Source organism: Streptomyces sp. SS8, assembly GCF_054072955.1.
Map to the genome: position 1 here is coordinate 1 of NZ_JBSVCZ010000018.1, position 24,811 is coordinate 24,811.

The 24,811-nt window shown below is 75.2% G+C and carries 19 protein-coding genes; 9 read left to right on the plus strand and 10 right to left on the minus strand.

What is annotated here, in order from left to right; all coding sequences use genetic code 11:
* Positions 1-59 precede the first annotated feature (59 nt).
* Positions 60-2,213, minus strand: a complete 2,154-nt coding sequence (locus ACW69E_RS17945; RefSeq protein WP_457499258.1) for a DUF4139 domain-containing protein — start codon at positions 2,211-2,213, stop codon at positions 60-62.
* A 167-nt stretch (positions 2,214-2,380) separates the two neighbouring features.
* Positions 2,381-3,124 (minus strand): TioE family transcriptional regulator, encoded by a 744-nt coding sequence (locus tag ACW69E_RS17950; RefSeq protein WP_457499259.1) that lies wholly within the window; start codon positions 3,122-3,124, stop codon positions 2,381-2,383.
* Between the two features lie 58 nt (positions 3,125-3,182).
* Here ACW69E_RS17950 and ACW69E_RS17955 point away from each other — a divergent pair, with 58 nt between their 5' ends.
* From ACW69E_RS17955 to ACW69E_RS17965, 3 genes are all read left to right on the plus strand, one after another.
* Positions 3,183-4,406 carry an erythromycin esterase family protein gene (locus tag ACW69E_RS17955; RefSeq protein ID WP_457499260.1) on the plus strand — a complete coding sequence of 408 codons (1,224 nt, stop codon included), beginning with the start codon at positions 3,183-3,185 and terminating at the stop codon, positions 4,404-4,406.
* A gap of 114 nt (positions 4,407-4,520) precedes the next feature.
* Positions 4,521-5,675 carry a Gfo/Idh/MocA family protein gene (locus tag ACW69E_RS17960; RefSeq protein WP_457499261.1) on the plus strand — a complete coding sequence of 385 codons (1,155 nt, stop codon included), beginning with the start codon at positions 4,521-4,523 and terminating at the stop codon, positions 5,673-5,675.
* Entirely contained in the window at positions 5,672-6,616 is a 945-nt protein-coding gene (locus tag ACW69E_RS17965; RefSeq protein WP_457499262.1) for a DUF6807 domain-containing protein, read from the plus strand. The genes ACW69E_RS17960 and ACW69E_RS17965 overlap by 4 nt, the downstream gene beginning before the upstream one ends.
* Before the next feature lie 59 nt (positions 6,617-6,675).
* Here ACW69E_RS17965 and ACW69E_RS17970 read toward each other — a convergent pair whose 3' ends face one another.
* From ACW69E_RS17970 to ACW69E_RS17980, 3 genes are all read right to left on the minus strand, one after another.
* Positions 6,676-7,467, minus strand: a complete 792-nt coding sequence (locus ACW69E_RS17970) for a peptidoglycan-binding domain-containing protein (protein WP_457499263.1) — start codon at positions 7,465-7,467, stop codon at positions 6,676-6,678.
* A gap of 279 nt (positions 7,468-7,746) precedes the next feature.
* Positions 7,747-8,199, minus strand: a complete 453-nt coding sequence (locus ACW69E_RS17975) for a YchJ family protein (protein ID WP_457499264.1) — start codon at positions 8,197-8,199, stop codon at positions 7,747-7,749.
* A gap of 151 nt (positions 8,200-8,350) precedes the next feature.
* Positions 8,351-8,593 carry an acyl carrier protein gene (locus ACW69E_RS17980; RefSeq protein WP_093659922.1) on the minus strand — a complete coding sequence of 81 codons (243 nt, stop codon included), beginning with the start codon at positions 8,591-8,593 and terminating at the stop codon, positions 8,351-8,353.
* Between the two features lie 118 nt (positions 8,594-8,711).
* Between ACW69E_RS17980 and ppk2 the strand changes: the two genes are divergently transcribed.
* From ppk2 to ACW69E_RS18000, 4 genes are all read left to right on the plus strand, one after another.
* Positions 8,712-9,581, plus strand: coding sequence for a polyphosphate kinase 2 (gene ppk2, locus ACW69E_RS17985; RefSeq protein WP_457499265.1), 870 nt, complete (start codon positions 8,712-8,714; stop codon positions 9,579-9,581).
* 253 nt (positions 9,582-9,834) lie between these two features.
* Positions 9,835-10,941, plus strand: coding sequence for a CapA family protein (locus ACW69E_RS17990; RefSeq protein WP_457499266.1), 1,107 nt, complete (start codon positions 9,835-9,837; stop codon positions 10,939-10,941).
* Positions 10,942-11,267: 326 nt separating this feature from the next.
* The gene (locus ACW69E_RS17995; RefSeq protein WP_457499267.1) at positions 11,268-12,464 is read left to right on the plus strand and encodes an extracellular catalytic domain type 1 short-chain-length polyhydroxyalkanoate depolymerase; all 1,197 of its coding nucleotides are present in this window, start codon (positions 11,268-11,270) and stop codon (positions 12,462-12,464) included.
* 164 nt (positions 12,465-12,628) lie between these two features.
* Positions 12,629-13,192 (plus strand): hypothetical protein, encoded by a 564-nt coding sequence (locus ACW69E_RS18000; RefSeq protein ID WP_457499268.1) that lies wholly within the window; start codon positions 12,629-12,631, stop codon positions 13,190-13,192.
* Positions 13,193-13,295: 103 nt separating this feature from the next.
* On the opposite strand, the gene ACW69E_RS18005 is transcribed toward ACW69E_RS18000, so the two are convergent.
* A complete protein-coding gene (locus ACW69E_RS18005; RefSeq protein WP_457499269.1) occupies positions 13,296-14,324 on the minus strand; it encodes an AraC-like ligand-binding domain-containing protein in 1,029 nt (342 codons plus the stop codon).
* A gap of 256 nt (positions 14,325-14,580) precedes the next feature.
* Between ACW69E_RS18005 and ACW69E_RS18010 the strand changes: the two genes are divergently transcribed.
* Together ACW69E_RS18010 and ACW69E_RS18015 are read left to right on the plus strand one after the other, a co-directional pair.
* A complete protein-coding gene (locus ACW69E_RS18010; protein ID WP_457499270.1) occupies positions 14,581-18,234 on the plus strand; it encodes an nSTAND1 domain-containing NTPase in 3,654 nt (1,217 codons plus the stop codon).
* A 286-nt stretch (positions 18,235-18,520) separates the two neighbouring features.
* Positions 18,521-19,336, plus strand: coding sequence for an endonuclease I family protein (locus tag ACW69E_RS18015; RefSeq protein WP_457499271.1), 816 nt, complete (start codon positions 18,521-18,523; stop codon positions 19,334-19,336).
* A gap of 87 nt (positions 19,337-19,423) precedes the next feature.
* Here ACW69E_RS18015 and ACW69E_RS18020 read toward each other — a convergent pair whose 3' ends face one another.
* The 4 genes from ACW69E_RS18020 to ACW69E_RS18035 form a co-directional block, all read right to left on the minus strand.
* Positions 19,424-20,005 (minus strand): VanZ family protein, encoded by a 582-nt coding sequence (locus tag ACW69E_RS18020; protein WP_457499272.1) that lies wholly within the window; start codon positions 20,003-20,005, stop codon positions 19,424-19,426.
* Between the two features lie 339 nt (positions 20,006-20,344).
* Positions 20,345-20,701 carry a hypothetical protein gene (locus ACW69E_RS18025; RefSeq protein ID WP_457499273.1) on the minus strand — a complete coding sequence of 119 codons (357 nt, stop codon included), beginning with the start codon at positions 20,699-20,701 and terminating at the stop codon, positions 20,345-20,347.
* Positions 20,702-20,905: 204 nt separating this feature from the next.
* Complete coding sequence (locus tag ACW69E_RS18030) at positions 20,906-22,108, minus strand: globin domain-containing protein (RefSeq protein ID WP_457499274.1); 1,203 nt, start codon at positions 22,106-22,108, stop codon at positions 20,906-20,908.
* A 248-nt stretch (positions 22,109-22,356) separates the two neighbouring features.
* Positions 22,357-24,453, minus strand: a complete 2,097-nt coding sequence (locus ACW69E_RS18035; protein WP_457499275.1) for a SpoIIE family protein phosphatase — start codon at positions 24,451-24,453, stop codon at positions 22,357-22,359.
* Positions 24,454-24,811 lie beyond the last annotated feature (358 nt).

The window sequence follows — 24,811 nt, forward strand, 5'->3', positions numbered from 1 at the left end:
AGCAGAAAACCCCACGGCGCGAGCCGTAGGAATCCCCCTCCTTCAGGAGGAGGAGGAAGTCAAGATGTGGACCACTCCCTCCGGTTCCCGCCGACCAGTGCCTTCCCCGCGGGGATCCGCACCTCGTATCCGCCGGTCAGGACGGTGGTCCGGCCCGGCTCCAGCTCCACCCGCCAGATCCGCGCACCACGCACATGGCGGCCGTCGCCGCCGTCCCCGTCGTCGAGGGGCCTGCCGGGGTCCGTCCAGGGCGGCTCGGCCGGGCGCTCCTCGATCCGCACCTCCTTGTCGGCGCTGACGGGCACGCGTTCGCGCACCTCCACCGTGATCCGGTGCGGGAGGCGGTTGGCGAGTTCGACCTCGACGGTGTGGTCGAGCACCGTCGTCCCGCCGCGCAGCCCGGCGGCGGACTCGCGCAGACGCGTGCGCCGCGCCGCCTTCACGCTCTCGACCGCGCCGATCCCCACCCCGCGGCACTCCCCGGGCGCGAGGGTGGGCAGCGGCGCGGTGAGGACGAAGTCGCCATCCACGACGACGTCGGCCGGTCCGGCCGGCAGCGGATGGCGGGAGGCGTTGGTCAGCAGCACCGTGCCGTACACGGTGGGGTCCACCGACGGCACGCACACGTACCGAGGCACCGTCTCCACCGGGATCTCGCGGACGGGGACGGTGTGCCAGGCCCCGTCCGCGGCCACGTCCACGGGGGCGGCCGTGTCGTAGCGGTGGTGGAAGGAGCCGGCGGACCGCCGTACGTCGACCGCGTGGGCCGGCCGCGCCAGCCGCGCCACGGACTCGGCCCGCCGCCGCTGCTCCGCGACGGCCGTGCTCTTCTTCTCCGGTGCGGGCCGCAGCCTGCCGCGCCGGCCGGGCTCGTCCGGGCCGGCCAGCGTCAGACCCAGGTAGTCGAGCATGCCCTCGGCCGGGCCCGGCGGGGAGGGAGGGGAGGGGGCGGCAGCCGTCCCCGGGGCCCCGGGGACGGCCGGGGCGAGCGGTGCGGAGGCCGCGGCGGGGGCGCCGTAGGCGGCGAACCCGCGCTCGGCCCCACGGGACCTCCGGCTCGTGTCCGGCCCCGGAGCGGCACCCGGCACCGCGGCCGCACCGACCGGGGGCGGCGAGGCCGCGGAGGCGGGCGGCGGCGCCCCGCCGGTCCGGGCCGGGACGGGGCCGGGCGGCGGCCCCGGCGGGAGAGCCGCGTCGTATCCGGCGAACAACTCCTCCAGTCCCGGCGGGGGTTCGCGCCATCCCCGTGCGGCGGGCTCCTCCTGGCGCCGCCCGATCCGCAGCGACCGCAGCCGGAGGTCCGTGCGCCGCAGCAGGTCGGCGGTGGACAGGCCCAGCCGTACGCCCGTCCAGTCCTCGCCGGTGCGCTGGGCCACGCAGGCCCGCAGCACGAGCGTCCCTCCGGAGGAGGAGTCCGTGCCGTCCAGCCGCAGCTGGTACACCGGCGACCAGGTGGCACCGGGCACGTGGTACTCGACCTCCAACTCCGCGTCGGGACAGTCCTGTTCGTCCCCGCCACTGCGCGGCGCGCCGTCCCCGGACCGTTCCAGGGTCAGGACGGCGGCGGCCGACTCGCCCGTCCGCGTGGCGGGCAGCGCGCCGGAGGCCGCTTCCAGACGCCGGACGAGTACGTCGACATCGTGCTCGGCGCCGCTCAGCTCGTCCTCCACCGCCCGCAGCCGCCCCTGGAGCAGCGCCAGCCGGCCGTCCACGAAGTTCGCCAGCGCCAGCAGGGACTCCACCGGAGCCCAGCGGGGCGGATCCCCGCGGCGGGGCCGCGGCGGCACGGCCCGCAGCTCGGCCACCGTCCCGATCTCCGCGGTGAGCCGGCCGTGCCGCTCGCGCAGCCGGTCCAGCCGGTTCTCGGCCTCCTCCAACTCCAATCGCAGGGAGGGTAGTTCGCGGTCCTGTCGGGGAGCGGCGGACCGCACCGGCCGTACGTCGGTCACCCGCAGCCCGGGCGGGCCGGAGACGACCCGGCCGCGCAGCGAGTGGTCGTACAGGGAGATCGGCAACCCCTCCACCCGGACGCGCATGACCGCGTCCGGACCCTTCGGGTCCCGTGGGAGGGTGCAGCGGGCGCGCCGGATACACACGGCCCCGACGGCGTGCACCACCACGGAATCCAGGGACGACTCCAGCACGGCTTCCGGTACCGGCTCCCCACCGGGTCCCGTACGCGTACCGCCGCCCGCGACCGCCTCGTCCGCCATGCCGCCCCTCACGCCCCTCGCCCGACCGGTGACCGCACCATAGCCGCCGGACGGGGCGGCGCAGGAGGCGTTGCGGTGGATCCGGGACATCCTCCCGCCCTGCCTCGGCCGTCGGACTCCGCGCCGAGCGGCGGCCGTTCGTCTGCGGATCCCAGGAGAGGGACGTTTCACCCGCGTTCGCGCAGGTACGCCTCCAACTCGGCGGCCCCGGTCAGCATCGCCCGCCCGCGGGCGGACAGCCGGCCGTGCCAGTCGCGCAGCGCTGCCTCCAGCGGCTCCAGCCCGCCGGCCGCCCGCACCCGGTCGACCAGCGGGGCAATCTGCTCCAGCAGATAGCCACCCCGCCTGAGTTGGTGGACCAGCCGGGCGTCCCGTACCTCGGCCTCGCCGTAGACCCGGTACCCGGTACGCGGGTCGCGGTGCGGGCGGACCAGCCCGGCACGCTCCCACTTGCGCAGCGTCGCGGGCCGGATGCCGAGCCTCCCGGCCAGTGGCCCGATGAACACGCCGCCGGACCCGGACCCGGCCCTGGGCGCCCGGCCCGCCCCGGGGTCCGCACCGGTATCCAGATCGCGCAGGGCGCTCTCCACAGTCCGGAGGGTCCGGCGGTCCTCCAGGAGCTGGGCGTGGCTCTCGTCGACGAGGCGGAACGCCTCCTCCTGCGCGCCCTCGTTCACCGCCCGCATGATCGCCGTCGCCGCCTGGTGGCCGTGGCCGGGCACCAGGGCGAGGAAGGTGCGCAGGGCCCGTGCGTGCAGCGGGGTGTAGACGCGGTAGCCGTGGGGTGTGCGATCGGCGGCCGGAAGGATCCCGGCCTCCTCGTAATTCCTGACCGCCTGTGTGGACAGGCCGTGCCCGCGTGCCAGATCGACCGGCCTGAGCCGCTCACCATTTTGAAGCTTTCTCCCCATGGAGGCGAAGATATCGCGGAAAAGTCTCCATCGAAGGTTCAACGATAGCGTTGAAGGCATGGTTACCGACACCAAGGACATCGCCCGCGCCGTCGACGCGGCGGCCATCATGGGGGTACTCCCGGTCCGGCCCCGGATGCTCGCCCTGGGCGAGCCCACCCACGGCGAGGACGCGCTGCTCGGCCTGCGCAACGAGCTGTTCCGGCAACTCGTCGAGGAGGAGGGCTACCGGACGATCGCGATCGAGAGCGACTGCGTGGCGGGTCTGACCGTGGACGACTACGTCACCTCCGGCACCGGCACCCTCGACCAGGTCATGGAGAGTGGGTTCAGCCACGGCTGGGGTGCCTTCGCGGCCAACCGCGAACTCGTGCGCTGGATGCGCGCCCACAACGCCCGCGCCGACGCCGAGGGCAGGCCCGCCTCCGACCGGCTCCGCTTCGCCGGTTTCGACGGCCCGCTGGAGATCACCCATGCCGCGAGCCCCCGGCAGGCCCTTGTCGCGCTCCACCACCACCTCACGGCCCATGTGGAAGCGGACCTGCTCCCGTGTGACGCACAGACGCTCGACCGCCTGCTCGGCGACGACGCCCGGTGGACCGAACCCGCCGCGATGACGGACCCGTCCCGGTCGGTGGGGCGGTCTGCCGAGGCGGACAGACTGCGGCTGCTCGCCGACGACCTGGTGGCGCTGCTGGAGGAGCAGACACCTCACCTGATCGCGGCGGCCTCATGGGAGGAGTGGGACAGGGCGCGCCTGCACGGGCGCGCCGCGACCGGCCTGCTGCGCTACCACCACCGGATGGCCGGCGCGTCACCGGTGCGTATGGCCCGGCTGTGCGCGCTGCGGGACTCGATGATGGCCGGAAACCTCCTCGCCCTCGCCGAGCGGGGCCCGGTGTTCGTCCACGCCCACAACTCCCATCTCCAGAGGGGGAGGAGCACGATGCGGATGTGGGAGGGGCCGGTTGAGTGGTGGGGCGCCGGCGCGCTGGTGAGCGCCCGGCTCGGCCGGGAGTACGCCTTCGTGGCCACGGCCCTGGGCACGATCCGGCACCGGGGAGTGGACGCCCCGCCGCCGGACAGCCTCGAAGGGCTCCTGTACGCGCTGCCCCGGGATCGCTGTCTCGTCGGTGCCCAGGAGCTGGCCGCAGCCCTCGGCGACCCTCCTCCCGCGCCCCGCGTGTCCCCCTGGTTCGGCTACGCCCCGCTCGATCCGGCCCGACTGGCGGACGGCGACGGCGACGGCGTCGTCTTCGTCAAGGACGTCCCGCAGGGCTGACCCGCGGAGCCGCGGACGCGGCGCGCGGCTCTTTCCAGATGCCCTCGCCGCCCCTAGGGTCTAGTTCGGTAAGCGCTTTCTGTCGTAGTCGGCCACCGAAGGAGCCCGAACCAGATGCCCCCGGTCAACCAACGCCTCCGCGTCGCCGTCGTCGGCGCCGGAGCCATCGCCACCGTCGGCCACCTGCCGGCTCTCGAAGCCCACGCGGACGAGGTCGAGCCGGTCGCCGTCGTCGACGTGGACACCGGACGGCTCGACGCCTTCCGCGCGCGGGCGGGCGAAGGGGTGGCGGGCTACACCGACCTGACCCTGATGCTGGAGCGGGAGAGGCCCGATCTGGTGCTGATCGGCACCCCGCCCTCCCTCCACCGAGAGCAGGCCGTGGCCGCGCTGCGCGCCGGGGCGTGGGTGCTGTGCGAGAAGCCGCTGTGCCTCTCCCTCGCCGAGTACGACGAGATCGCCGCCGCCGAGGGGAGGGAGGAGGACGGCGGCCCGTTCGCCACCGTCCTCTTCCAGCACCGCTACGGCTCCGGCGCCGTCCACGCCCGTGAACTGCTGGCCTCCGGAGCGCTGGGAGCCCCGCTCGTCGCCCACTGCCAGACCACCTGGTACCGCGACGCCGCCTACTACCGCGTCCCCTGGCGCGGCCGGTGGGCCACCGAGGGCGGCGGCCCCGCCATGGGCCACGGCATCCACCAGACGGACCTGCTGCTGCATCTGCTCGGTGACTGGGCCGAGGTGCGGGCCATGGCCGGACGCCTGGTGCACGACGTGGAGAGCGAGGACGTCTCCACCGCCCTGGTCCGTTTCGAGAGCGGCGCCATGGCCACCGTCGTCAACAGCGTCCTGTCCCCTCAGGAGACCAGCCGCATACGGATCGACTGCGCCGACGCCACCGTCGAACTCACCCATCTGTACGGCCACTCCAACGACGACTGGGTCTACACCCCCGCCCCCCACGTGGCCGGCGCCGCGGACGGAGCCGACCGCGTCCGCGCCTGGCGCACCCCGGCGGCCGATCTGCCCAGCTCCCACACCGTCCAGCTCGCGGCCGTACTCGCCGCCCGGCGCGCGGGCGTCCGGCCGCCCGGCAGCGGCCACGAGGCCCGCCGCACCCTGGAGTTCACCGCCGCCCTGTACAAGTCCGCCTTCACCGGGCTGCCGGTGCGCGCCGGCGAGATCGTCCCCGGCGACCCGTACCACACCGCCATGCACGGGGACCACCCCGACTGGGCGCCGGGCGCCCCCGTGAAGGAGGCGACCCGGTGAGCGCGCCGCTGACCGTCACCCACACCCACGGCGAGCGCATCTCCGTCGCCTGCGGCGCGGTGGAGCTGCTGGCCTATGTGTACCGGCCCGATCCGGACGCCTTCGAGTCCCGCAAGCCCTACGCCCACCCGCTGCGCACCCTGGCCGGCCGCACCGTCACCGGCTACCGGCCCAGCGACCACCGCTGGCACAAGGGGCTGCAGATGACCGCCAGCCACCTGTCCGGGCAGAACTTCTGGGGCGGCAACTCCTACGTCCACGGCCGCGGTTACCTGCCGCTGCGGGACCGGGTGGGGTGGATGCGGCACGACGGCTTCGACGCGGTGGACGTCCTCGGCCCGGGCGGGGACCGGGTACGCGTGGCCGAACGGCTGACGTGGACCGAGAATGGCGGACAGGAGTGGGCCCGGGAGAAGCGCACCGTCGAGGTGCACTCGGCCGAGCCCGAGGAGGGTGCCTGGGCGCTGGACTGGTCGATCCACCTCACCAACATCCGCACCGAGCCGCTGCTGTTCGGTTCCCCGACCACCGCCGGACGCGAGATGGCCGGCTACACCGGTCTCCACTGGCGAGGTCCGCGCGACCTCGCCGGCGGCGACGTCCTCGGCCCCGGCGGCCGGGGCGGGAAGGGGGAGGCCGGCGCCGCGGCCATGATGGGCACCCGGGCGCCCTGGCTGGCCTTCACCGCCGAACGCGACGGAGCGGACGCGCACACCACCGTGGTCTTCGCCCACGCGCCCGGCAACGACGACGCGATCCACGACTCCCACTGGTTCGTGCGCTCCGAACCGACCCCGGTCGTGGCCTTCTCCTGGGCCTTCTTCGAGGAGTTCGAGCTGCCGCCGGGCGAGAGCTTCGCCTACCGCTACCGCGTGGTCGTCGCGGACGGCGCCTGGGACGAAGGCCGGGTGGAGTCCTGGCTCGGGGCACACGGATGGTGAACGCACGGGCGGCGGACACACGGGGGTGAGCAGAGGGGCGGTGAGCGCGCGGCCGCCCGTCAGGTGCGCGCCTCCAGGTCGCGCCGGGTGTCGTCGCCGTACACGCCCTGCTCGTCGCCCCGGATGCCGTACCACTGCTGGTAGCGGGCGACGGCCTCGGTGACCTCGGCGTCGTAGCGGCCGTCGACCTCGCCGTCGGGATAGATGCCCGGGATCTGCCGCAGCCGCCGCTGGAGCTCCTCGACCTCCGGGCCGCCGTCCCCCTCCCGCAGCATGCCGGGCACGGGGCGCCGCGACTGCTGGGAGGCGGGGCTGGGAGGCGGTGCGGCGGACTCCGGCGGTGTGCGGGACGGCTGTGCGGGCGCGGACGGCGTGCCGTCCGGGGCGGCCGGGGAGGACGGGGGCGCGGCGGGAGCGGAGGGCCCGGGGCCCGGCGAACCGGACGCGGAGGGCGGGGCGTCCGGCGCGGAGGCCGTCTGCTCGGGGGAGGGCGGCGGGCCGCCGGACAGCGGTGGGCGGGGGTCGGCGGGCGTCAGGACACCGGAGGCCACCAGCAGGGTCGCCAGGGCGGAGCCGATCGCGCCGGTGGTCACGATCAGGGCGGTGGTGCGCGGGCCGCGGCGCCCCGTCAGGAAACCCGTGCGCGGCTCGGGGGGCCCGGACGGATCGGCCGGCCCGCCCCGGTGGGAGCCGCCGGTCTCCGTGCCCCGCGAGCCGGCCCCGCCCCCGTTTCCGGAAGCGCCGTCACCGGACCGCTGTGGCGCGTCCGGCCCCGGGCGGTCCCACGGGCCCAGGGAGCGCGGCTCCCCGGCGGCCGGACGGCGCAGCCGCGACCTCGAGTCGGGACGCAACGCGATCTCCCCCCTCCCGTACCTCCTCCGCACCCGCAGAGCGGGGCGCGGAGGGGACCGCGGTGCGTCCGCGCGAACGTTCCGCGCCGGACACGCACTTCACCGCGGCGCCGCGCCGCAGAGTGCGCGGCCGCTCACGGATGGTCCCCGGAGAGGACCTTACTCGGTCGCGGCCGCGTCGGAGCCCGTCGTGCGCGGGCGGTGCACGGCTTCTTCACGTCCCCGGGCGCCCGGTTGCCTCCGGGTGCCCCGGGGCGCCCGAGCGCGGGTCGGGGACGGTCAGGGACGGCCGGAGGAGCCGGAGGCGTCGAGGTAGACCCACGCGCCGGCGTGGCGCACGAAGCGGCTGTGCTCCTCCATGACGCCCTCGCGCCCCCGCTCGCTGTAGTGGGCGCGGAAGGAGACGGTCCCCTCGGCGTGGAAGGGGCTGCCACCGGTGGCGCCGAGGATCTCCAGACGCCGCCACCGGGTGTCCGGGTCCGTCTCCAGCCGCTCCGGCGCGGTGTCCGGATGCCAGGTGCGCAGCAGATACGCGCGGTCGCGCACGGCGAAGGCGCTGTAGCGGGAGCGCATCAGGGCCTCGGCGGTGGGGGCGGCCGCCTGCCCCCGGTGGAACCGGCCGCAGCAGTCGGCGTAGCGGGCGGGCAGCCCGCACGGGCAGGGGGCGTCGGGGGAGAGGGCGGGGGAGGCGGACGGAGCCTTCTGGCGCGGACGGGATCGGCGTCGGGACATGCCTCAATGGTGACCGCCGCGCGGACCGCGGCGCGCTCCGGGGCGCCGGAAGCGGGATGGCGCAACGGTGCGGGGCGCGGCCGGCCGGGGCGCCCGCGGTACCGCCGTACGCGGCCGCGGGCCGCCCCGTCCGGCCGGAAGGACCCGCCCCCTACTGGGCCGCCGGGCCCGCGTCCTCGGTGCCGGACAGCTGCGCCAGGTACTTGTGGCACTGGGCGGCACGCCGGGAGTCCTCCTCCATCACCTTGCGGAAGAAGTCGGCGATCTCCTGCTTCCCCGCGTTCTCGGCGTCGCGCACGTACTGCCCGTAGTCGTGTCCGGCCTTCAGCGCGTGGTACTGCACCGAGATCAGGTCGTAGACGACATCGCTGAATCCGGTCTCTCCGGTTGCCATACTTCACCATCCCTGGGTCGGGCCGCGTGAATCGGCCGTCCGTGTTTCCCGGTTTCTCCGGGGGAAACGGTTTTGTCATCGGAAAAGGAAAAATGCCGGAAAGCGTGGAAGGGTGCGTATGGTGCGGCAGGACGGCGGGAAACGGCCGCCGAAGAAGTCCGGAGGGCGGCGCGCCCGGCTGCCCCGGCCGGTGTACGAGAGGGAACTGCTCCGGCTCCAGGAGCAGTTGGTGATGATGCAGGAGTGGGTGCGCTCCACCGGCGCCCGGCTGGTCGTCGTCTTCGAGGGGCGCGACGCGGCGGGCAAGGGCGGCGCGATCAAGCGCGTCACCGAGTACCTCAACCCGCGCGTGGCCCGTATCGTCGCCCTGCCCGCGCCCACCGAGCGCCAGCGCACCCAGTGGTACTTCCAGCGCTACGCGGAGCAGCTTCCGGCGGCCGGCGAGATCGTCCTGTTCGACCGCAGCTGGTACAACCGCGCGGGCGTCGAGCGCGTCATGGGTTTCTGCACCGACGAGGAGTACGCGCGCTTCCTGCGCCAGTGCCCCGTCTTCGAGCGACTGCTGACCGAGGACGGCATCCTGCTGCGCAAGTACTGGTTCTCGGTCAGCGACGAGGAGCAGGAGAGGCGCTTCCGGTCGAGGCTGGAGGACCCCATGCGGCGCTGGAAGCTGTCCCCGATGGACCTGGAGTCCCGCGTCCGCTGGGAGGCGTACTCGCGGGCCAAGGACGAGATGTTCGCCCACACCGACATCCCCGAGTCCCCCTGGTACGTCGTGGAGGCGGACGACAAGCGGCGGGCGCGGATCAACATGATCGCCCATCTGCTGTCCGGCGTCCCCTACCGCGAGGTCGAGCCGCCGGAGCTGAGCCTGCCGCCCCGGCCGCCGTCCACGGGCTACCGGCGGCCGCCGAGGGAGACGCAGACCCGCGTGCCCGACCACGCCGCGACCCTGGAGGGGGCCGGGACGGAGGGGAGCGGCGGGTAGCCGCGCCCACGCCGTGTGCCCGGCGTACGGGGGTCCCGCCGGGCACACGCGGCCTGCCGGAGGCCACCCGCTTCCCGCGGGTTCCGATCGCGCGGTGCGCGGTCTCGCTCCGCTTCTCCGCGTCCGGTGGCCGCCTCCGACGGCCACCACCAGGACACCACGGACGCGGCCGGGAGTGCAGGGCCGAGGGTCCCCTCCTCCCGGGGCCGGCCGGCCCCGGAGGTGAGGGCGGGAAGGTCCTATCCTCGGAAGCATGAGCGGGGCCGCGGTCACCCTGTTCCTCTGCGGTGACGTGATGCTCGGCCGGGGCGTCGACCAGATCCTCCCGCACCCCGGCGACCCGGAGCTGCGCGAGGCGTACATCCGGGACGCCCGCTCCTACGTCGAGCTGGCGGAGGCGGCCGGCGGCCCGGTGCCCCGGCCGGCCGGCTTCGAGTGGCCCTGGGGCGAGGCGCTCGCGGCGATCGACGAGGCCGCCCCCGACGCCCGGATCGTCAACCTGGAGACCGCCGTCACGCGCGGCGGAGCGTTCGCGCCGGGCAAGGGCATCCACTACCGGATGAGTCCAGCCGGCCTCCCCTGTCTGTCGGCCGCCCGCCCCGACGTCTGCGCCCTGGCCAACAACCACGTCCTGGACTTCGGCCGCCCCGGCCTGGAGGAGACGCTCGACGCCCTGGCGGGCGCGGGAATCGCCGCCGCGGGGGCGGGACGGGACCTCGCCGCCGCGCGGCGGCCCGTGCCCGTGCCCCTGGAGGGCGGGCGGCGGGTGGTGGTCCTGGCCTTCTGCATGCCCTCCAGCGGCGTACCGCCGTCCTGGGCCGCGGGCCCGGGCCGGCCCGGCGTGGACGTCGTGGACGAGCCCTCACCGGCCGCCGCTGCCGCCGTGGCCGGGCGGATCCGCCGGGTCAGGCGGCCGGGGGACGTCGTGGTCGTCTCGGTCCACTGGGGGCCGAACTGGGGCTATGAGGTCTCCGCCGAGGAGACCGGCTTCGCGCACGCCCTGGTCGACGGCGGCGCGGACATCGTCCACGGCCACTCCTCGCACCACCCCCGCCCCGCGGAGGTGTACCGGGGAAGGCTCGTGCTGTACGGCTGCGGCGATCTGGTGAACGACTACGAGGGCATCACCGGATACGAGCGGTACCGGGACGACCTGCGGCTGCTGTACCTCGTCCGGCTGGAGCCGGACGGCCGGACGGCCGGTGTGCGGATGGTGCCGTTCCAGGCGCGGCGGATGCGGCTGCGCCGCGCCTCGCGGGAGGACGCCGGATGGCTGCGGGCGGTCCTGGACCGCGCCGGCCGCGGTCTCGGCTCCCACGTCGACCGGGAGCCGGACGGAGCGCTCGCCCTGCGGTGGTGACCCGCCCCACCGCAGTACCGCCGCACCGCCGCCCGGCACGGCGCCGCGGTCACCCCGGCGGCCGCGTGCGCCGCCGACGGGCTCCGGGCCCCCACGCCGTACGCCTCGCCCTCGCCTCGCCACCGCCGGACGTCCTCGCCCGCGCGGGACCGGAGGAGGCCTGCGACGAGTGACCTTTGGGGCCGCGGCCCTTCGCGGGGCAATGTGGGCGGCGGCCACCGGAGAGCCGGCGAACCTGTGGCTCCTGCATGTTCGGGTGATCTGCGTCACGTCCTACGGTACCGGCATCGATTGTCAGGTCCCTTTCAGGCGTAAGGACCCCCCTCATGAGAGCCATGACCCTCCTGCGCCGTGCGGGTGTGCTGCTGGGCACGCTCGCGCTGGCGTTCACCGGGCTGTCCGCCGCCCCGGCGGCGGCAGCCGACCTCGAACGCGTCACCGGCTTCGGTTCCAACCCGGGCGCGCTGACCATGTACCGCTACATCCCCGACGACCTGCCGGCCGGCGCCCCGGTCGTTCTCGTCCTGCACGGCTGCACCCAGGACGCGCCCGGCTTCACGGCCACCTACGGCTGGCGCACGTACGCCGACGCGCGCGGTTTCGCGCTCGTCGCGGCCCAGCAGGAGGCGGCCAACAACAGCTCCCGCTGCTTCAACTGGTTCCAGGCCGGGGACACCTCGCGCGGCCGGGGCGAGATGCTGTCGCTGCGCCAGATGGTCGGCCACACCGTGAACGCGGTGGGGGCGGATCCGTCCCGGGTGTACGTCGCCGGGTTCTCCGGCGGCGGGGCGATGGCCGCGAGCGTGCTCGCCGCCTACCCGGACGTGTTCGCGGGCGGCGCCGTGCTGGCCGGCATCCCGCACGGCTGCGCCACCAGCATGACCGGGGCGTTCGGCTGTATGAACCCGGGCGTCACGAAGACCGCCGCCCAGTGGGGCGATCTGGTCCGCGCCCAGAACCCCGGGTACGGCGGCCCGTGGCCGTCGGTCGCGATCTGGCACGGCGCCTCCGACACCACCGTCGCCCCGGCGAACGCGGACGAGCTGGTCAAGCAGTGGACGAACACGCACGGCACGGACGCCACCGCGGACGGCTCGGCCTCGCTGCCCGGCGGGGTGACACGGAGGGACTACGGCTCCTCCGCCGGTACCGTCGTGCGCGACTACCGCGTCCGTGGCATGGGGCACGCCGTCCCGGTGCGCCCGTCGGAGGGCTGCGGAACGACCGGCGCGTACACCGCCGACCTGATGTGTTCGACGGCGTACATCACCGCCGACTGGGGCCTGGGCGGCACCGACCCCGGCGATCCGGGCGATCCGGGCGATCCCGGCGATCCGGGGACGCCCGCCTGCTTCACGGCGAGCAACTACACCCATGTGCAGCAGGGCCGCGCCACCGTCCGCTACGGCTACACCTACGCGGTCGGCTCCGGCGATGCGCTGGGACTGTGGAACGTCTACACCGTCACCTCCCTCACCGAGGCCGAGCCCGGCTGGTACGAGCGGACGGCCTCCTGCGGCTGAGCGGCCCGCCGTACGCCCACCGGCCCGTACGCCCGCCGGCCCGCCCGGGGGCGTACGGCTCCGGGCGGCGGCCCGCCGGAACCTCTGGTATGCCTTGAATGCCGCGAAATTCTCGAGATGTCGTGAATATCGCTCGAATCGGACGAGGCGAACTGGAGATCATCGTGTCCGAACGCAACACGCTCGCCCGCAGCCTGCACGACCTGGGTATGGGCGCATGGTTCGGCGGCTCCCTGATGGGCGCCGTGGGGCTGAACGGCGTCGCCAGGGAGTGGGAGGACGCCGCGACCGGCGACAGGATCGCGAGTATCGGATGGGCGAAGTGGACGCCGGTCAACGGGCTGGCCATCGCCGCCCACCTCGCGGGCGCCGTATCCCTGCTGGCGTCCAACATGTACCGCGTGGAGCACCAGCGGGGAGTGGGGGCCTCCTCGGCGATCAAGACCGTCCTGACCGGCGCGGCCCTGGCGGCCACCGCCTACAGCCGCGTCATGGGCAAGAAGCTGGAGATGGCCACCTCCGCCGACCCGGGCAAGGCGGCCGGGGCCCAGCACCACCCGGCCTCCACGGAGGACGCCGAGCGGCAGCTGCGCTGGGCCCAGTGGAGCATCCCCGTGCTGACCGGCGCGCTCACCGTCGTCAGCGCGCTCCAGGGCGAGCAGCAGAAGCCGGTGGAGCAGAAGACGGGCGTGCTGCGCAAGGCCGCCGCCCGCCTGGACATGGGCTGATACCGGATGCCCGGCAGCCGGCAGCCGGCACCCGGTACCGGACAGGGGACACCCGGCGCCCGGTGTCCGGCACAGGACACCGGGCGCCGGGTCGCACGGCGCGTCAGCGGCCGGCGGCGTTCGCCACGAGAGCGCCCCGCGCGGCCGCCGTCGTGCCGCCGCGGGCCAGCGCGCGCTGCCGGTAGTCGCTGGGCGAGGTGCCGTAGGCGAGGCGGAAGGCACGGCTGAAGGCGGAGGGGTCGGTCAGACCCCACCGGGCGGCGACGGCGTGGATGGGCGTGCGGTGCAGGGCGGGGTCGGACAGGTCCCGCCGGATGCGCCGCAGCCGCTGGTCGCGCAGGAACGCCGAGACGGTGGAGCCCTCGTCCCGGAACAGCCGGTGCAGATGGCTCAGGGAGATGTGGTGCGCCGCCGCGATCGCGGGCGGGGACAGACGCGGGTCGTGCAGGTGCCGGCGTATGAAGGCCTGGACGCGCAGCAGCAGGGCCCGCCGCTGGTCCTCCGGCGGCAGCGCGTGATCGCTCTCCAGGGTGTGGGCGAACAGGGCGGACAGCAGGTCGACCGCGACCGCGGCCAGCCGGGGCCCGTCGGCCGGCCGGTAGTGGGCGGGGTCCGCCGTCACCGTGGTCAGGAACTGCGCCAGCAGCGCCCCCATGCCCTCCCGTGCCGACAGGCTGCGGCGGGTCAGTCCGGTCAGCCGCTCCGGCGGCAGGTGCAGCAGGTCCCGGGGGACCTCCAGCCCGATGCCGCTGTACGGGCCGTCGCCGTCGCCCGCCCACATCTCGCAGGGACGAGAGGTGTCCACCACGCACAGGGAACCGGGGCCGTAGCCGTCCGCGCGGCCCTCCCGTGCGACCCTCAGCCGCCCCCGCAGCGGCAGGGACACATGGACGGTCCGCGGGTCGTGCCGCCGGACCAGCTCCGGGGTGCGCCGCAGGACGGCGGGAGCGAACTCAGCGGGCCACACCGTGACGGCCCCGAGGCTCAGCACGCGCAGCCGGGCCCGGAAGTCCGCCCGGTGGGGGCTGTCCGCCTCCAGGGGCGCGTGGGCCCGCCGGACCAGTTCACACCATCGGCCGAACCGCTCGGCCGCGGGCACGTCCTCGCTCGCGAACACCGTCTCGTACACCATGTACTCCTCCTTCTCCCCGGTCGTGTCCCCCGCCGCCGCCCCGGCCGGAGCACACCGGTCCGTCCGGCCATGCCCGGCACCGAGTCTCGGCCGACAGGCGTTGTCAGGCAGGCCCGTTCCGCCGCGCCGGACAATTCGCGGCCGGCGCGCGGCACTCGCCGGAGCGGGAGGCGAGGGGCGGAGCGCGGGCTTGTCGGCCGGTCGCGGGGGGCCTACGGTGGCGCCCGATCGCGGACGCGGCGGGGGAGGACACGCGATGGGGCGCCGGGAGAAACCACTGGACCCGGCCGCCGGGCCGGTGCAGCGATTCGCGGTCGAACTGCGGGAGCTGCGCCGGGCGTCGGGCGGCGCCACCTACCGGGCGATGGCTCAGCGGGCGCCCTACTCGGCGGCGACCCTGGCCGAGGCGGCGGCCGGCCGCAGACTGCCCACGCTCCCGGTCGCCCTGGCCTACGCGCAGGCCTGCGGCGGCGACCGGGAGGAGTGGGAGGAGCGCTGGCGCCGGGCGTGTGCCGACTCGCTGGCCCAGCCGTCCGGCACGGACGGCGCCGACGCCCCCTACCCGGGGCTCAGACGCTTCCAGCCGGAGGACGAGAAACGGTTCTTCGGACGCGAGCAGCTCACCGGCGACCTCGTACGCAGGGTGGGGGAGGGGCGGTTCACGGCCGTCGTCGGCGCCTCCGGGAGCGGCAAGTCCTCGCTGCTGCGCGCGGGGCTGATCCCCGCCCTGCGCTCCGGCGCCGCCGCTATGCGGCCGGCCGCCATCCGCGTCTTCACCCCCGGCCCGCACCCGATGAGGGACCACCCCCGTCTGCTCTCGCCGGCCTCCCGTGCCCCCGACGCGGACACGGTGGTCGTCGTCGACCAGTTCGAGGAGGTCTTCACCCTGTGCCGCGACCCCGGGGAGCGCAGGGAGTTCATCGACCTGCTGCTGGCGGCCCGCCGCCCCCGCGGCCGGCTGCGGGTCGTCGTCGCGGTCAGAGCGGACTTCTTCGGCCACTGCGCGGGCCATCCCGGCCTCGCCGACGCCCTGCGGGACGCCACGCTCCTGGTCGGGCCGATGACCCCGGCGCAACTGCGCCGGGCCATCGTCCGCCCGGCCGCCGACGCGGGCCTGATCGTCGAACGCGCCCTCACCGCCAGGCTGGTGGACGAGGTGACCGGCGAGCCCGGAGGGCTGCCGCTGATGTCCCACGCCCTGCTGGAGACCTGGCGCCGGCGCCGCGGACGCGCCCTGACCCTGGCGGCCTACGAGGCCACCGGCGGCATACGCGGCGCCATCGCCCAGACCGCCGAGGACCTCTACACCAGGCTGGACCCCGACCAGGCCGCCGCCGCCCGCGGGATCCTGCTGCGGCTGGTCAACCCCGGCGAGGGGGTGCCCGACACCCGGCGCCCCACCGACCGCGGCGAGCTGGGGGCGGACGGCGCGGGCCGCACCGCCGAGGCCGAGGTGCTGGAGCGGCTGGCGCGGGCCCGCCTGGTCACCCTCGACGGCTCGACGGTCACCCTGGCGCACGAGGCGCTGATCGCGGCCTGGCCCCGGCTGCGCGGCTGGATCGAGGCGGACCGGCGGCGGCTGCTCGTCCACCGGCAGCTGACGGAGGCCGCGCAGGTCTGGCACTCCCTGGACCGCGACGCGGGAGCCCTCTACCGGGGCGCCCGGCTCGCGGCGGCCCGGGACCGGCTCGGCGGCGCGGGAGCCGGGCTCACCGCGCTGGAGCGGGAGTTCCTGCTGGCCAGCGAGGCCGCCGAGGAGGCGGAGGCGGAGGAGGCCCGGGCCCGGACCGTGCGGCTGCGGCGGCTGTCGGTGGTGCTGTCCGCACTGCTGGTGCTCTGCGCGACCGCGATCGCGGCGACCGTCCAGCAGTACTCGATCGCCCGTGAGCAGCGGCGCGTCGTCGTCTCGCACGAACTGGCCGCCCAGGCCGACTCGATGGCCGGGGAACGCCCGGAGGCGGCGGCGATGCTGGCCCTGGCCGCCTTCCAGCGGGCCGACGTCCCCGAGACGCGCAGCAGTCTGCTGTCCGCCTACGCCCGCTACCGGGCCGACCGGTTCACCGGGCGGGCCGGCACCGTGTCGGCGATGGAGTTCTCCCCGGACGGCCGGACCCTGGCGACGGCCGGGGACGGCCACGGCGTCAGACTGTGGGACACCCGGGCGCAACAGGTCGCCGCCACCCTCGCCGGCCACACGGACCGGGTGAACGACGTGGCCTTCTCCCCGGACGGCCGGCTGCTGGCCACCGCGGGCGACGACCGCAGCGTCAAGCTGTGGGACACCCGGAACCACCGGGTCGCCGCCACCCTCACCGGCCACACCGGCCAGGCGACCACGGTGGCCTTCTCCCCGGACGGGGCCACCCTGGCCACCGGAGGCGGCGACGGGACCGTGCGGCTGTGGGACGTGGCGAAGCGGCGGCAGACGGCCGTCCTGTCCGGGCACACGGGCGAGGTGACGGCCGTGGCCTTCTCCCCGGACGGCGACACCCTGGCCACCGGCGGTGTCGACGCCACCCTGCGCGTGTGGGACACCGAGCCGGGCCGCGAGAACGCCACCCTCACCGTCATGAGGAGCGCGTCGACCGGGCAGCGCAGCCCGGTCCACGACGTGGCGTTCTCCCCGGACGGCCGAATCCTGGCCGCGGCCGGCACCGAGATCACCCGGCTGTGGGACACCGCGACCTACCACTACCGCAAGACCTCCTCGGTGACGGGCCGCCGCGAACACGCCCACCGGGAGCTGGCGTTCACACCCGACAGCCGTACCCTCGCCGTCACCGCGGCCGACGGCACCGTCAGGTTCTGGGACACCGGTGACCACCGCACGACCGCCACCATCACCGCCGGAGAGGAACCGGCCGCCTACGAGACGGCGCTGTCCCCCGGTGGCCGAGTCCTGGCCGTGGCCGACGGCGAGGGCCGGGTGCAGTTGTGGAACACGGCCACACAGCAGCGGACCGCGGTCCTGGGCACCACCGCGCCGTTCTCCCGGCTGGCGGCCTTCTCCCCGGACGGGGCCACCCTGGCCACCACCGGGAGCGCCGACGGGGCGGTGGAGCTGTGGCGGACCGACGGACACCGCCGGCCGCGCACCCTGGAACACGGAAGCGACGTGCACGCGGCGGCGTTCTCCCCCGACGGCCGTACTGTGGCCACCGGCACCGCCGACGGCGCGGTCCGGCTGTGGGACGCCGCCTCGGGGCGGCGGCGGGCCACCCTCACCGGCCACACCGACACGGTGACGGCCGTGGCGTTCTCCCCGGACGGCCGCACCCTGGCCACCGGTTCCCCCGACGACACCGTACGGCTGTGGGACGCCGCCTCGGGGCGGCAGACGGCCGTCCTCAGACGGCACACCGACCGGGTGCACGCGCTGGCCTTCTCCCCGGACGGCCGCACCCTGGCCACGATCTCCGCCGACCGCACCGTGCTGGTGTGGGAGGTGCGCGGCCGACGGGTGCGGGCCTCCCTGACCGGCCACGAGGGCCCGGTCACCGGTGTGGCGTTCTCCCCGGGCGGCCGGCTGCTGGCCACCGCGGCCGGAGGCCGCGTACGGCTGTGGGACACGGCCTCGTACCGCACCGCCACCACCCTCACGGGCCACCCCGACGGCGCCGAGCACGTGGCGTTCTCCCCGGACGGCAGAACGCTCGTCACCGCGGGGACGGGCACGATCCACCTGTGGGACACCGCCTCACGCGACATGACGGCCACGCTCACCGGCGACGGGGAGATCTCCGCCATGGCCCTGAGCCCGGACGGCCGGACGCTGGCGACCGCGGGCAAGGGGAAGCGCCTGTGGCGGCTGGACACCGCCGAGGTGGCGGCCGAGGTCTGCAGGGCGAGGCGGACCCACCGGTGGTCCGAACTGGTCCCGGACCTGCCCGCCGCGCCCTCCTGCCCGTGATGCCCCGCGGGCAGGGGGAGGGTGCGGCCCCTTACACGGGTGTCATGCCGGGCGGCCCCTGCCCGAGGTGATCCGCTCTCCGGGGCGGCCCGCCCCGTGCGTCCGGACCGGCTCTCCCGACCGTCCGGGCGCACGGAACCGGGATCAGCGGGGGCCGGTGTTCCCGTGACGGTCACGGGATCTTCCCACTGTGCTGTTGGCAGGGACATGCTCGCATGGGAAGCTCCGCATATCGAACAACCGTTGGCAGTCCCTGATCCGGGGCTTACCGAAAGGACATCCCCACATGTCCCGCTCCCGTGGGTCCGCGGCCGGAGGCATAGCCCTGGCCGCGGCCGCCCTGCTGGCCGTGGCCGTCCCCACCCCCGTCTCGGCCGCTCCCGCCCCCGTCTCCTCCGCCGCGCTCCCGGCCTCCTCGGCGGACACCTACTACGCGTCCGCCGAGGGGAAGACCGGAGCCGCGCTGAAGGCGGCGCTCAACGACATCATCAGCGAGCAGACCAGGCTCTCCTACAGCCAGGTCTGGGACGCGCTGGGAGACACCGACGAGGACCCCTCCGATCCGGACAACGTGATCCTGCTGTACAGCGGCCGCTCCCAGGCGAAGTCCGAGCACGGCGGCGACCTGGGCGACTGGAACCGCGAGCACGTGTGGGCCAAGTCCCACGGCGGCTTCGGCACCAGCACCGGACCCGGCACCGACCTGCACCATCTGCGCCCCACGGACGTACGGGTCAACAGCATCCGGGGGAACAAGGACTTCGACAACGGCGGCAGCGCGGTCTCCGGAGCACCCGGCAACTACACCGACGGCGACAGCTTCGAGCCCCGCGACGCGGTCAAGGGCGACGTGGCCCGCATGATCCTCTACATGGCCGTGCGCTACGAGGGCGAGGACGGCTTCGCCGACCTGGAGCCCAACGACCGGGTGGGCAACGGCTCGGCGCCCTACCACGGGCGTATCAGCGTCCTGAAGCAGTGGCACCGGCAGGACCCGCCCGACTCCTTCGAGCGCAACCGCAACGAGGTCATCCACAACGAGTACCAGCGCAACCGGAACCCGTTCATCGACCGCCCCGAGTGGGTCGAGGCCATCTGGTGAGACCGGGCCTCCCGCCGGACGGGCGGTGAGGGAGGAACGAAGGCGCCGCGGCCGCCGGGCCCGGCCGGCGGCCGCGGCACCGGCGTCTCAGGCCTTCCCGGGCCCGGCGGCCGCGGCGCCTCCCCGCCTCGCGCCCCGCTGCCACCAGCGGCGGCGGGGCGGATGGACGGCGCGGCCGATGCGGCGGCCGAGCAGCAGATAACCCAGCAGCGCGCCGGTGGTGTTGAGGATGACGTCGTCGATGTCGAACGCCCGGCCCGGCACCACGGCCCCCTGCACCAGCTCCACCGCCACCATCACCGCCATGGTCAGCAGGGCCACCCGCAGCAGCCCGCGGGCACGCGGCCAGGCCACCGGCAGCAGCACCCCGAACGGCACCCCCAGGGCGATGTTGCCGCCGAGCTGCTTGACGGTGTCGCGGAACGCGGGCTGGTCCAGGTAGTTGCGGATGGAGTCGCCCGGCCGCAGATTGCTGTGCGTCAGCGCCTCCGAGGCGTACGACGGCGTCAGGGTCAGTTTGGCCAGCACCACGGCGAACAGCACCGTCGCGGCCAGGGCCACCACCATCACCAGCGCCCGCACCAGGGGCGGCCGGGGCGCGGCGGGCTCCCCGCGTACCGCCGTGGTCGTGCCGGGGCCCGTACCCTTTCGCGGAAGACCGTGCCTCATCCTTCGCACCCCCGGTCGTCGTCGGCTGCGCGGCACGCCGAGCGCGCCGTGTACGCCGTGTACCCGGGGTAACTGTCCGCATGCGGCGCAACACCGCCACTGGACCGCGTTCCTGAGGCACGGTCGGTTCGCGCGGTGGTGCGTCACCGGACCGGGGCCGCGGGGCCCGCCGGCCGGGCGGACGGGGACGTTGGTCCCAAGGGGTGTTCCCCTTTCGGCCCTGTGGCGGACGCGGCGGGACGGGCAGCATCGTCGTCGCGGCTGTGGGGAGCCGTGGGGGGAGCAGGTCGAGCGGCCCGGGAGGAGCGGCCCGGGCCGCTCGACCTGCCCGGAGCCGGATCAGACCCGGGGTGAGCCGGGCGATACCGGCGGTACCGGCGGGGAGGGCGGCGCGGACGGCAGGGAGCCGGAACGCACCGGCGAGCCGGGGGCCGCGGAGGGCCGGGGGGCCTCACGCTCGGCCAGGGCGGCCTGGGCCAGCAGCCGCCGGGCCAGCTCGCGCGCCTCCTCGGTGGTGAGCGCGGCCCAGGTGCCCGGTGTGCTGTCGCGGCCCGGGCCGAGATCCAGGGTGACCCGGCTGATCGGCCGGTCCGCGGTCGGCAGCCGCAGACACTTCACGGAGATCCGCCGGTCGCAGGAGGTGACCATCGGCGTCTCCCCGGCCGGCCGGGGAAGCGCCCGTCCTGTCTCAGCCACTGTTCCCACACCTTCCATCTCATACCGCTCATAACGCAGGGGCACAGTGAGTAGCGCTGTCCGGGCCCGGGATGTTCCCGCACCGCCGGCGCCCGTCGCATCCGGTCCCGTGCGCGGGCGCGGGAGCGCACGCGCGTACGGCCCGCCGGTCGCACCGGCGGGCCGTCATGCTCACCCGTGACCGCCCTGGGAGGGGCGGCGGCCTCAGGCCGCCGCGTCGGCCAGCCACAGGTCGGGCCCGAAGACCTCGTACCGGATCTCCCGGGCCGGGACCCCCGCGCGCAGCAACTGCTCGCGCACGGAGCGCATGAAGGGCAGCGGACCGCACAGGTACACGCTCGCGTCGGGGTCCACCCCCAGTTCGTCGAGGTCCATCGCGCCCCGGCGGGCGTAGGGCTCCTCGGCGCCGGGCCGCTCGTACCAGAACACCGAGCGGGCTCCCGGCAGACGCTCGACCAGCCGACCGGTGTCGGCACGCAGTGCGTGGTCGCCGGGGGAGCGGTCCGCGTGCAGCACCGTCACCGGGCGGGTGGAGCCGGTGACGGCGAGGTGTTCGAGCATGCCGACCATGGGGGTGCAGCCGATTCCGGCGGAGACCAGCATCAGCGGCCGGTCGGACCGGTCCAGCACCACGTCCCCGAAAGGGGCGGACAGGGTCAGTTCGTCGCCCGCCCGCACGGTGCGGTGCAGCAGGCCGGAGACCTCGCCCTCCGGGGCGCCGTCGCCGTGGACCCGCTTGACGGTGATCCGGCGCGTCCGGTCCCCGGGGGCGGAGGAGAGGCTGTACTGGCGCAGCTGGTGGACGCCGTCGGGCATCCGCACCCGCACGCTCACGTACTGGCCCGCGCGGGCGGCCGGCGCGGGCGCCCCGTCGGAGGGGCGCAGCAGGAAGGACACCGTGTCGGGGGTCTCCTCGCGCCGCTCGACGACCGTCCACTGCCGCCAGGGGTGCCCGGGCCTGACCTGCGCCATGAGGTAGAGGCGGGCCTCCTGGGCGATCAGGGCTCCCGCCATCAGCCAGTACACCTCGTCCCAGGCCGCCGCCACCTCGGGGGTGACCGCGTCGCCGAGCACATCGGCTATGGCGGCGAAGAGGTACTTGTGCACGATTGTGTACTGGTCCTCGGTGACGCCGACGGCGGCGTGTTTGTGGGCGATGCGGGCCAGCAGTGCGTCGGGCCGGACGCCGGGCTCGGTGACCAGGGCTCCGGCGAAGGCGGCGATGGAGCCCGCCAGGGCCTGCCGCTGCGCGCCGCTGGCCTGGTTGCCGCGGTTGAACATGCCGTCGAGCAGTTCGGGACGGTCGGCGAACATGGTCGCGTAGAAGCGGGTGGTGATCTCGTCCAGCGCACCGCCAACGGCGGGCAGGGTGGCACGGATCACCGAGGCCGATTCGGCGGAAAGCATGACGCTCCTAGGAGGAGGGGTACGGGATTCGTCGGCCGCTGACGTGCGGCCACGACCTGTCTAGCAGCGGCGGGCGGCGCTTTCGGGCGCCGGACGGGGATCAGGGCCGAAAGGCCCCGCCGCCCGGGACGTACGGCCCCGGCCGCCGCTCGGGGGCGGGGACGTGCGGCCCCGGGACGGACCGTGACCACTGCCCCGTACGGCCCGCCGCCCGTGCCCGGGAGCGCTGCGCACCGGACCCCGGTGGTTCAGCGGCCGGGCACGGGAACGGGCAGGCGCAGGGCGATCAGGGCGATGTCGTCGCGTCCGGTGGCGGCGGTGGTGGCCACCAGGCCGTCGCACAGGGCGCCGACGGGCTCGCGGGCGAGGGCCGCGGCTTTGCGCCGCAGCCGCTCCAGTCCCAGGTCGAGGGGCTCCCCGGGGCGCTCGACCAGGCCGTCGGTGTAGAGCAGCAGGGTGCAGCCGGGCGGCAGTTCCTCGGTCGCGCTCTCCCGGGAGGCCTCCGGCGGCAGGATGCCGAGCAGGGGGCCGCGGGCGCCCTCCAGAAAGCGGGCGCCGCCGTCCCCGGAGAGCAGCAGGGGAGGGGGGTGTCCGGCGGCGGTGTACGTCAGCCGCCAGGGCCCCTCCGCGCTCCCGCCGCCCGCCTCCGCCCGTGCCTTCGGGCCGCGCTCCACCCGCGCCATCACACAGGTGGTGGTGCCCGTGTCCGGATCGAGGGCCTGCACGGCCGCGTCCAGCCGCCGTACGACCTCGCCGGGCGGCCGCCGGCCGTGGTCGGCGGCGAGCGCGCGGAGCATGTTGCGCATCCTGCCCATGGTGACGGCGGCCCCCAGGTCGTGTCCGGCCACGTCACCGATGACCAGGGCCAGGGCGTCGCAGGGCAGCGGGAAGGAGTCGTACCAGTCCCCGCCCACATCGGCAGCGGCCGGGCTGGGCAGATAGCGCGCGGCGATCCGCAGATGCGGGTGGTCGGGCGGTTCGGTGAGCAGACTGCGCTGCAGCGCCCGTGCCACCCGCTGGGCGCGCTGGAGCCGCAGTGCCTGGCTGAGCGCATCGTGGGCCTGTTCCACCACCTCCCGCATCAGGGTCCGCTCCCGCGGGCCGATCGGCGCCCGGTCCCCGCAGACGAAGGCGGTCACCACGGCGGCCACCGCTCCGTCGACCAGGACCGGCAGTATCACCCCGCCGTGCGCCCCGGCGCGGGAGAGCCAGGGCCCCACGCCCGGCGGCGCGACATCCGCCGGTACGGCGCCCGGGGCGAAGGAACAGTGGAACGGGCGCCGCTCGCGGACGGCGCGGGCGAGCGCGTGACCGGGGCCGATGTACTCCTCGCGGCGCGGCGGCAGGCCCGCGGGCAGCCCTTCGCGCGCGGTGGCCGCGACCCGCTCCACGGTCAGGCGGCCGTCTCCGGACGGTTGCCCCACGGGCTCGGGCAGCAGGTAGATGCCGCACTCGTCGGCCAGGGCGGGAACGACCACACGGCTCAGGGCCGCGAAGGCGTCCGGCGCGTCCCCCGACTCCGTCACCGCCACCGCGGCACGGCCGAGGAGGGAGTCGCGCAACTCCCGCCACCACTGCTCCTCGGTGTCGACGCAGGCGGCCATCCACTCCAGCACGCCCCCGCCGTCGCGCACCGGAACGGCGCGCAGCAGGCAGTGCCGGTAGGTCCCGTCGGCGTACCGCAGCCGGTAGGTGTGCTGGAACCGCTCGGGCACCTCCCTGACGGCCCGGGACCATGCCTGGGCCAGGGCCGCGCGGTCGTCGGGGTGGGCGGTGCCGAGCCATCCGGCACCGCGCAGCTCCTCCCAGGGGAGTCCCGTCGCACGCTCCCATCCCTCGCTCCCCTCGACGAGGAGGCCGCCCGGGTCCGCCACCCACACCTTCTCGGTGCTCGTGGCCACCAGGCTCTCGTAGCGCAGCAGCGTCCGGCGCCGTTCCTCGGCGAGCGTCCGGGCGTGCTCGGCCGCGGTGACCTCGGCGGTCACCTCGGCGGCGACGACGAGGACCCCGGACTCCTCCCCGGCGGAGGCGACCCTGGAGATGCTGAACGAGAAGTACCGCCGCTCGATCTCGCCGTGGGCGTAGCGGACGGTGACGGGCGCGGCGGAGACCCGCGCCGGTTCCCCGTCGCGGAGCACCGAGTCGAACAGCTCCAGATAGTCCTGCTGCTCCAGATCGGCGAACGCCCGCCGCACCGGCACCCCCAGCGGCCGGTCCCCGAAGATCGCGCGGTAGGCGGCGTTCATGTACGCCAGGACGTGGTCGGGACCCCGGCACACCAGGACCCCGACCGGGGCCGGGTCGAACACCTCCAGGGGCAGCCCGGTGGGTCCCGCGTTCTCCATCGACCGCCGCAAAAAAGACATAAGGGACATTATTCAGGTGTGGCGTCTTCGTGTGACGCCGTACGGGCGTGCTCGAGGGCGACTGCCGCCCCCGGCCCGCTCCGGCGGTGAAGCGGGCCGGGGATGGAGCCGGATCGGTGAGGTTTCTCACCATCGCGGCGAAACGCCGTTCTCCGCCCCGAATCCGTACCGCCGGTTGTTCTCATGGGGCAGGCGGAAGCCGTGCGCGGGGCACCCCCGCGGAGGCGTCCCGTCCTCCCGGGCGTCACGGTTGCCTTGATCGCGGCATCCGGGGGAAGGTTGTCGGACGGCAATTCCCTGTTCGGCGTCCCGCCCGGCGTTCCGTTCAGTGTCCATC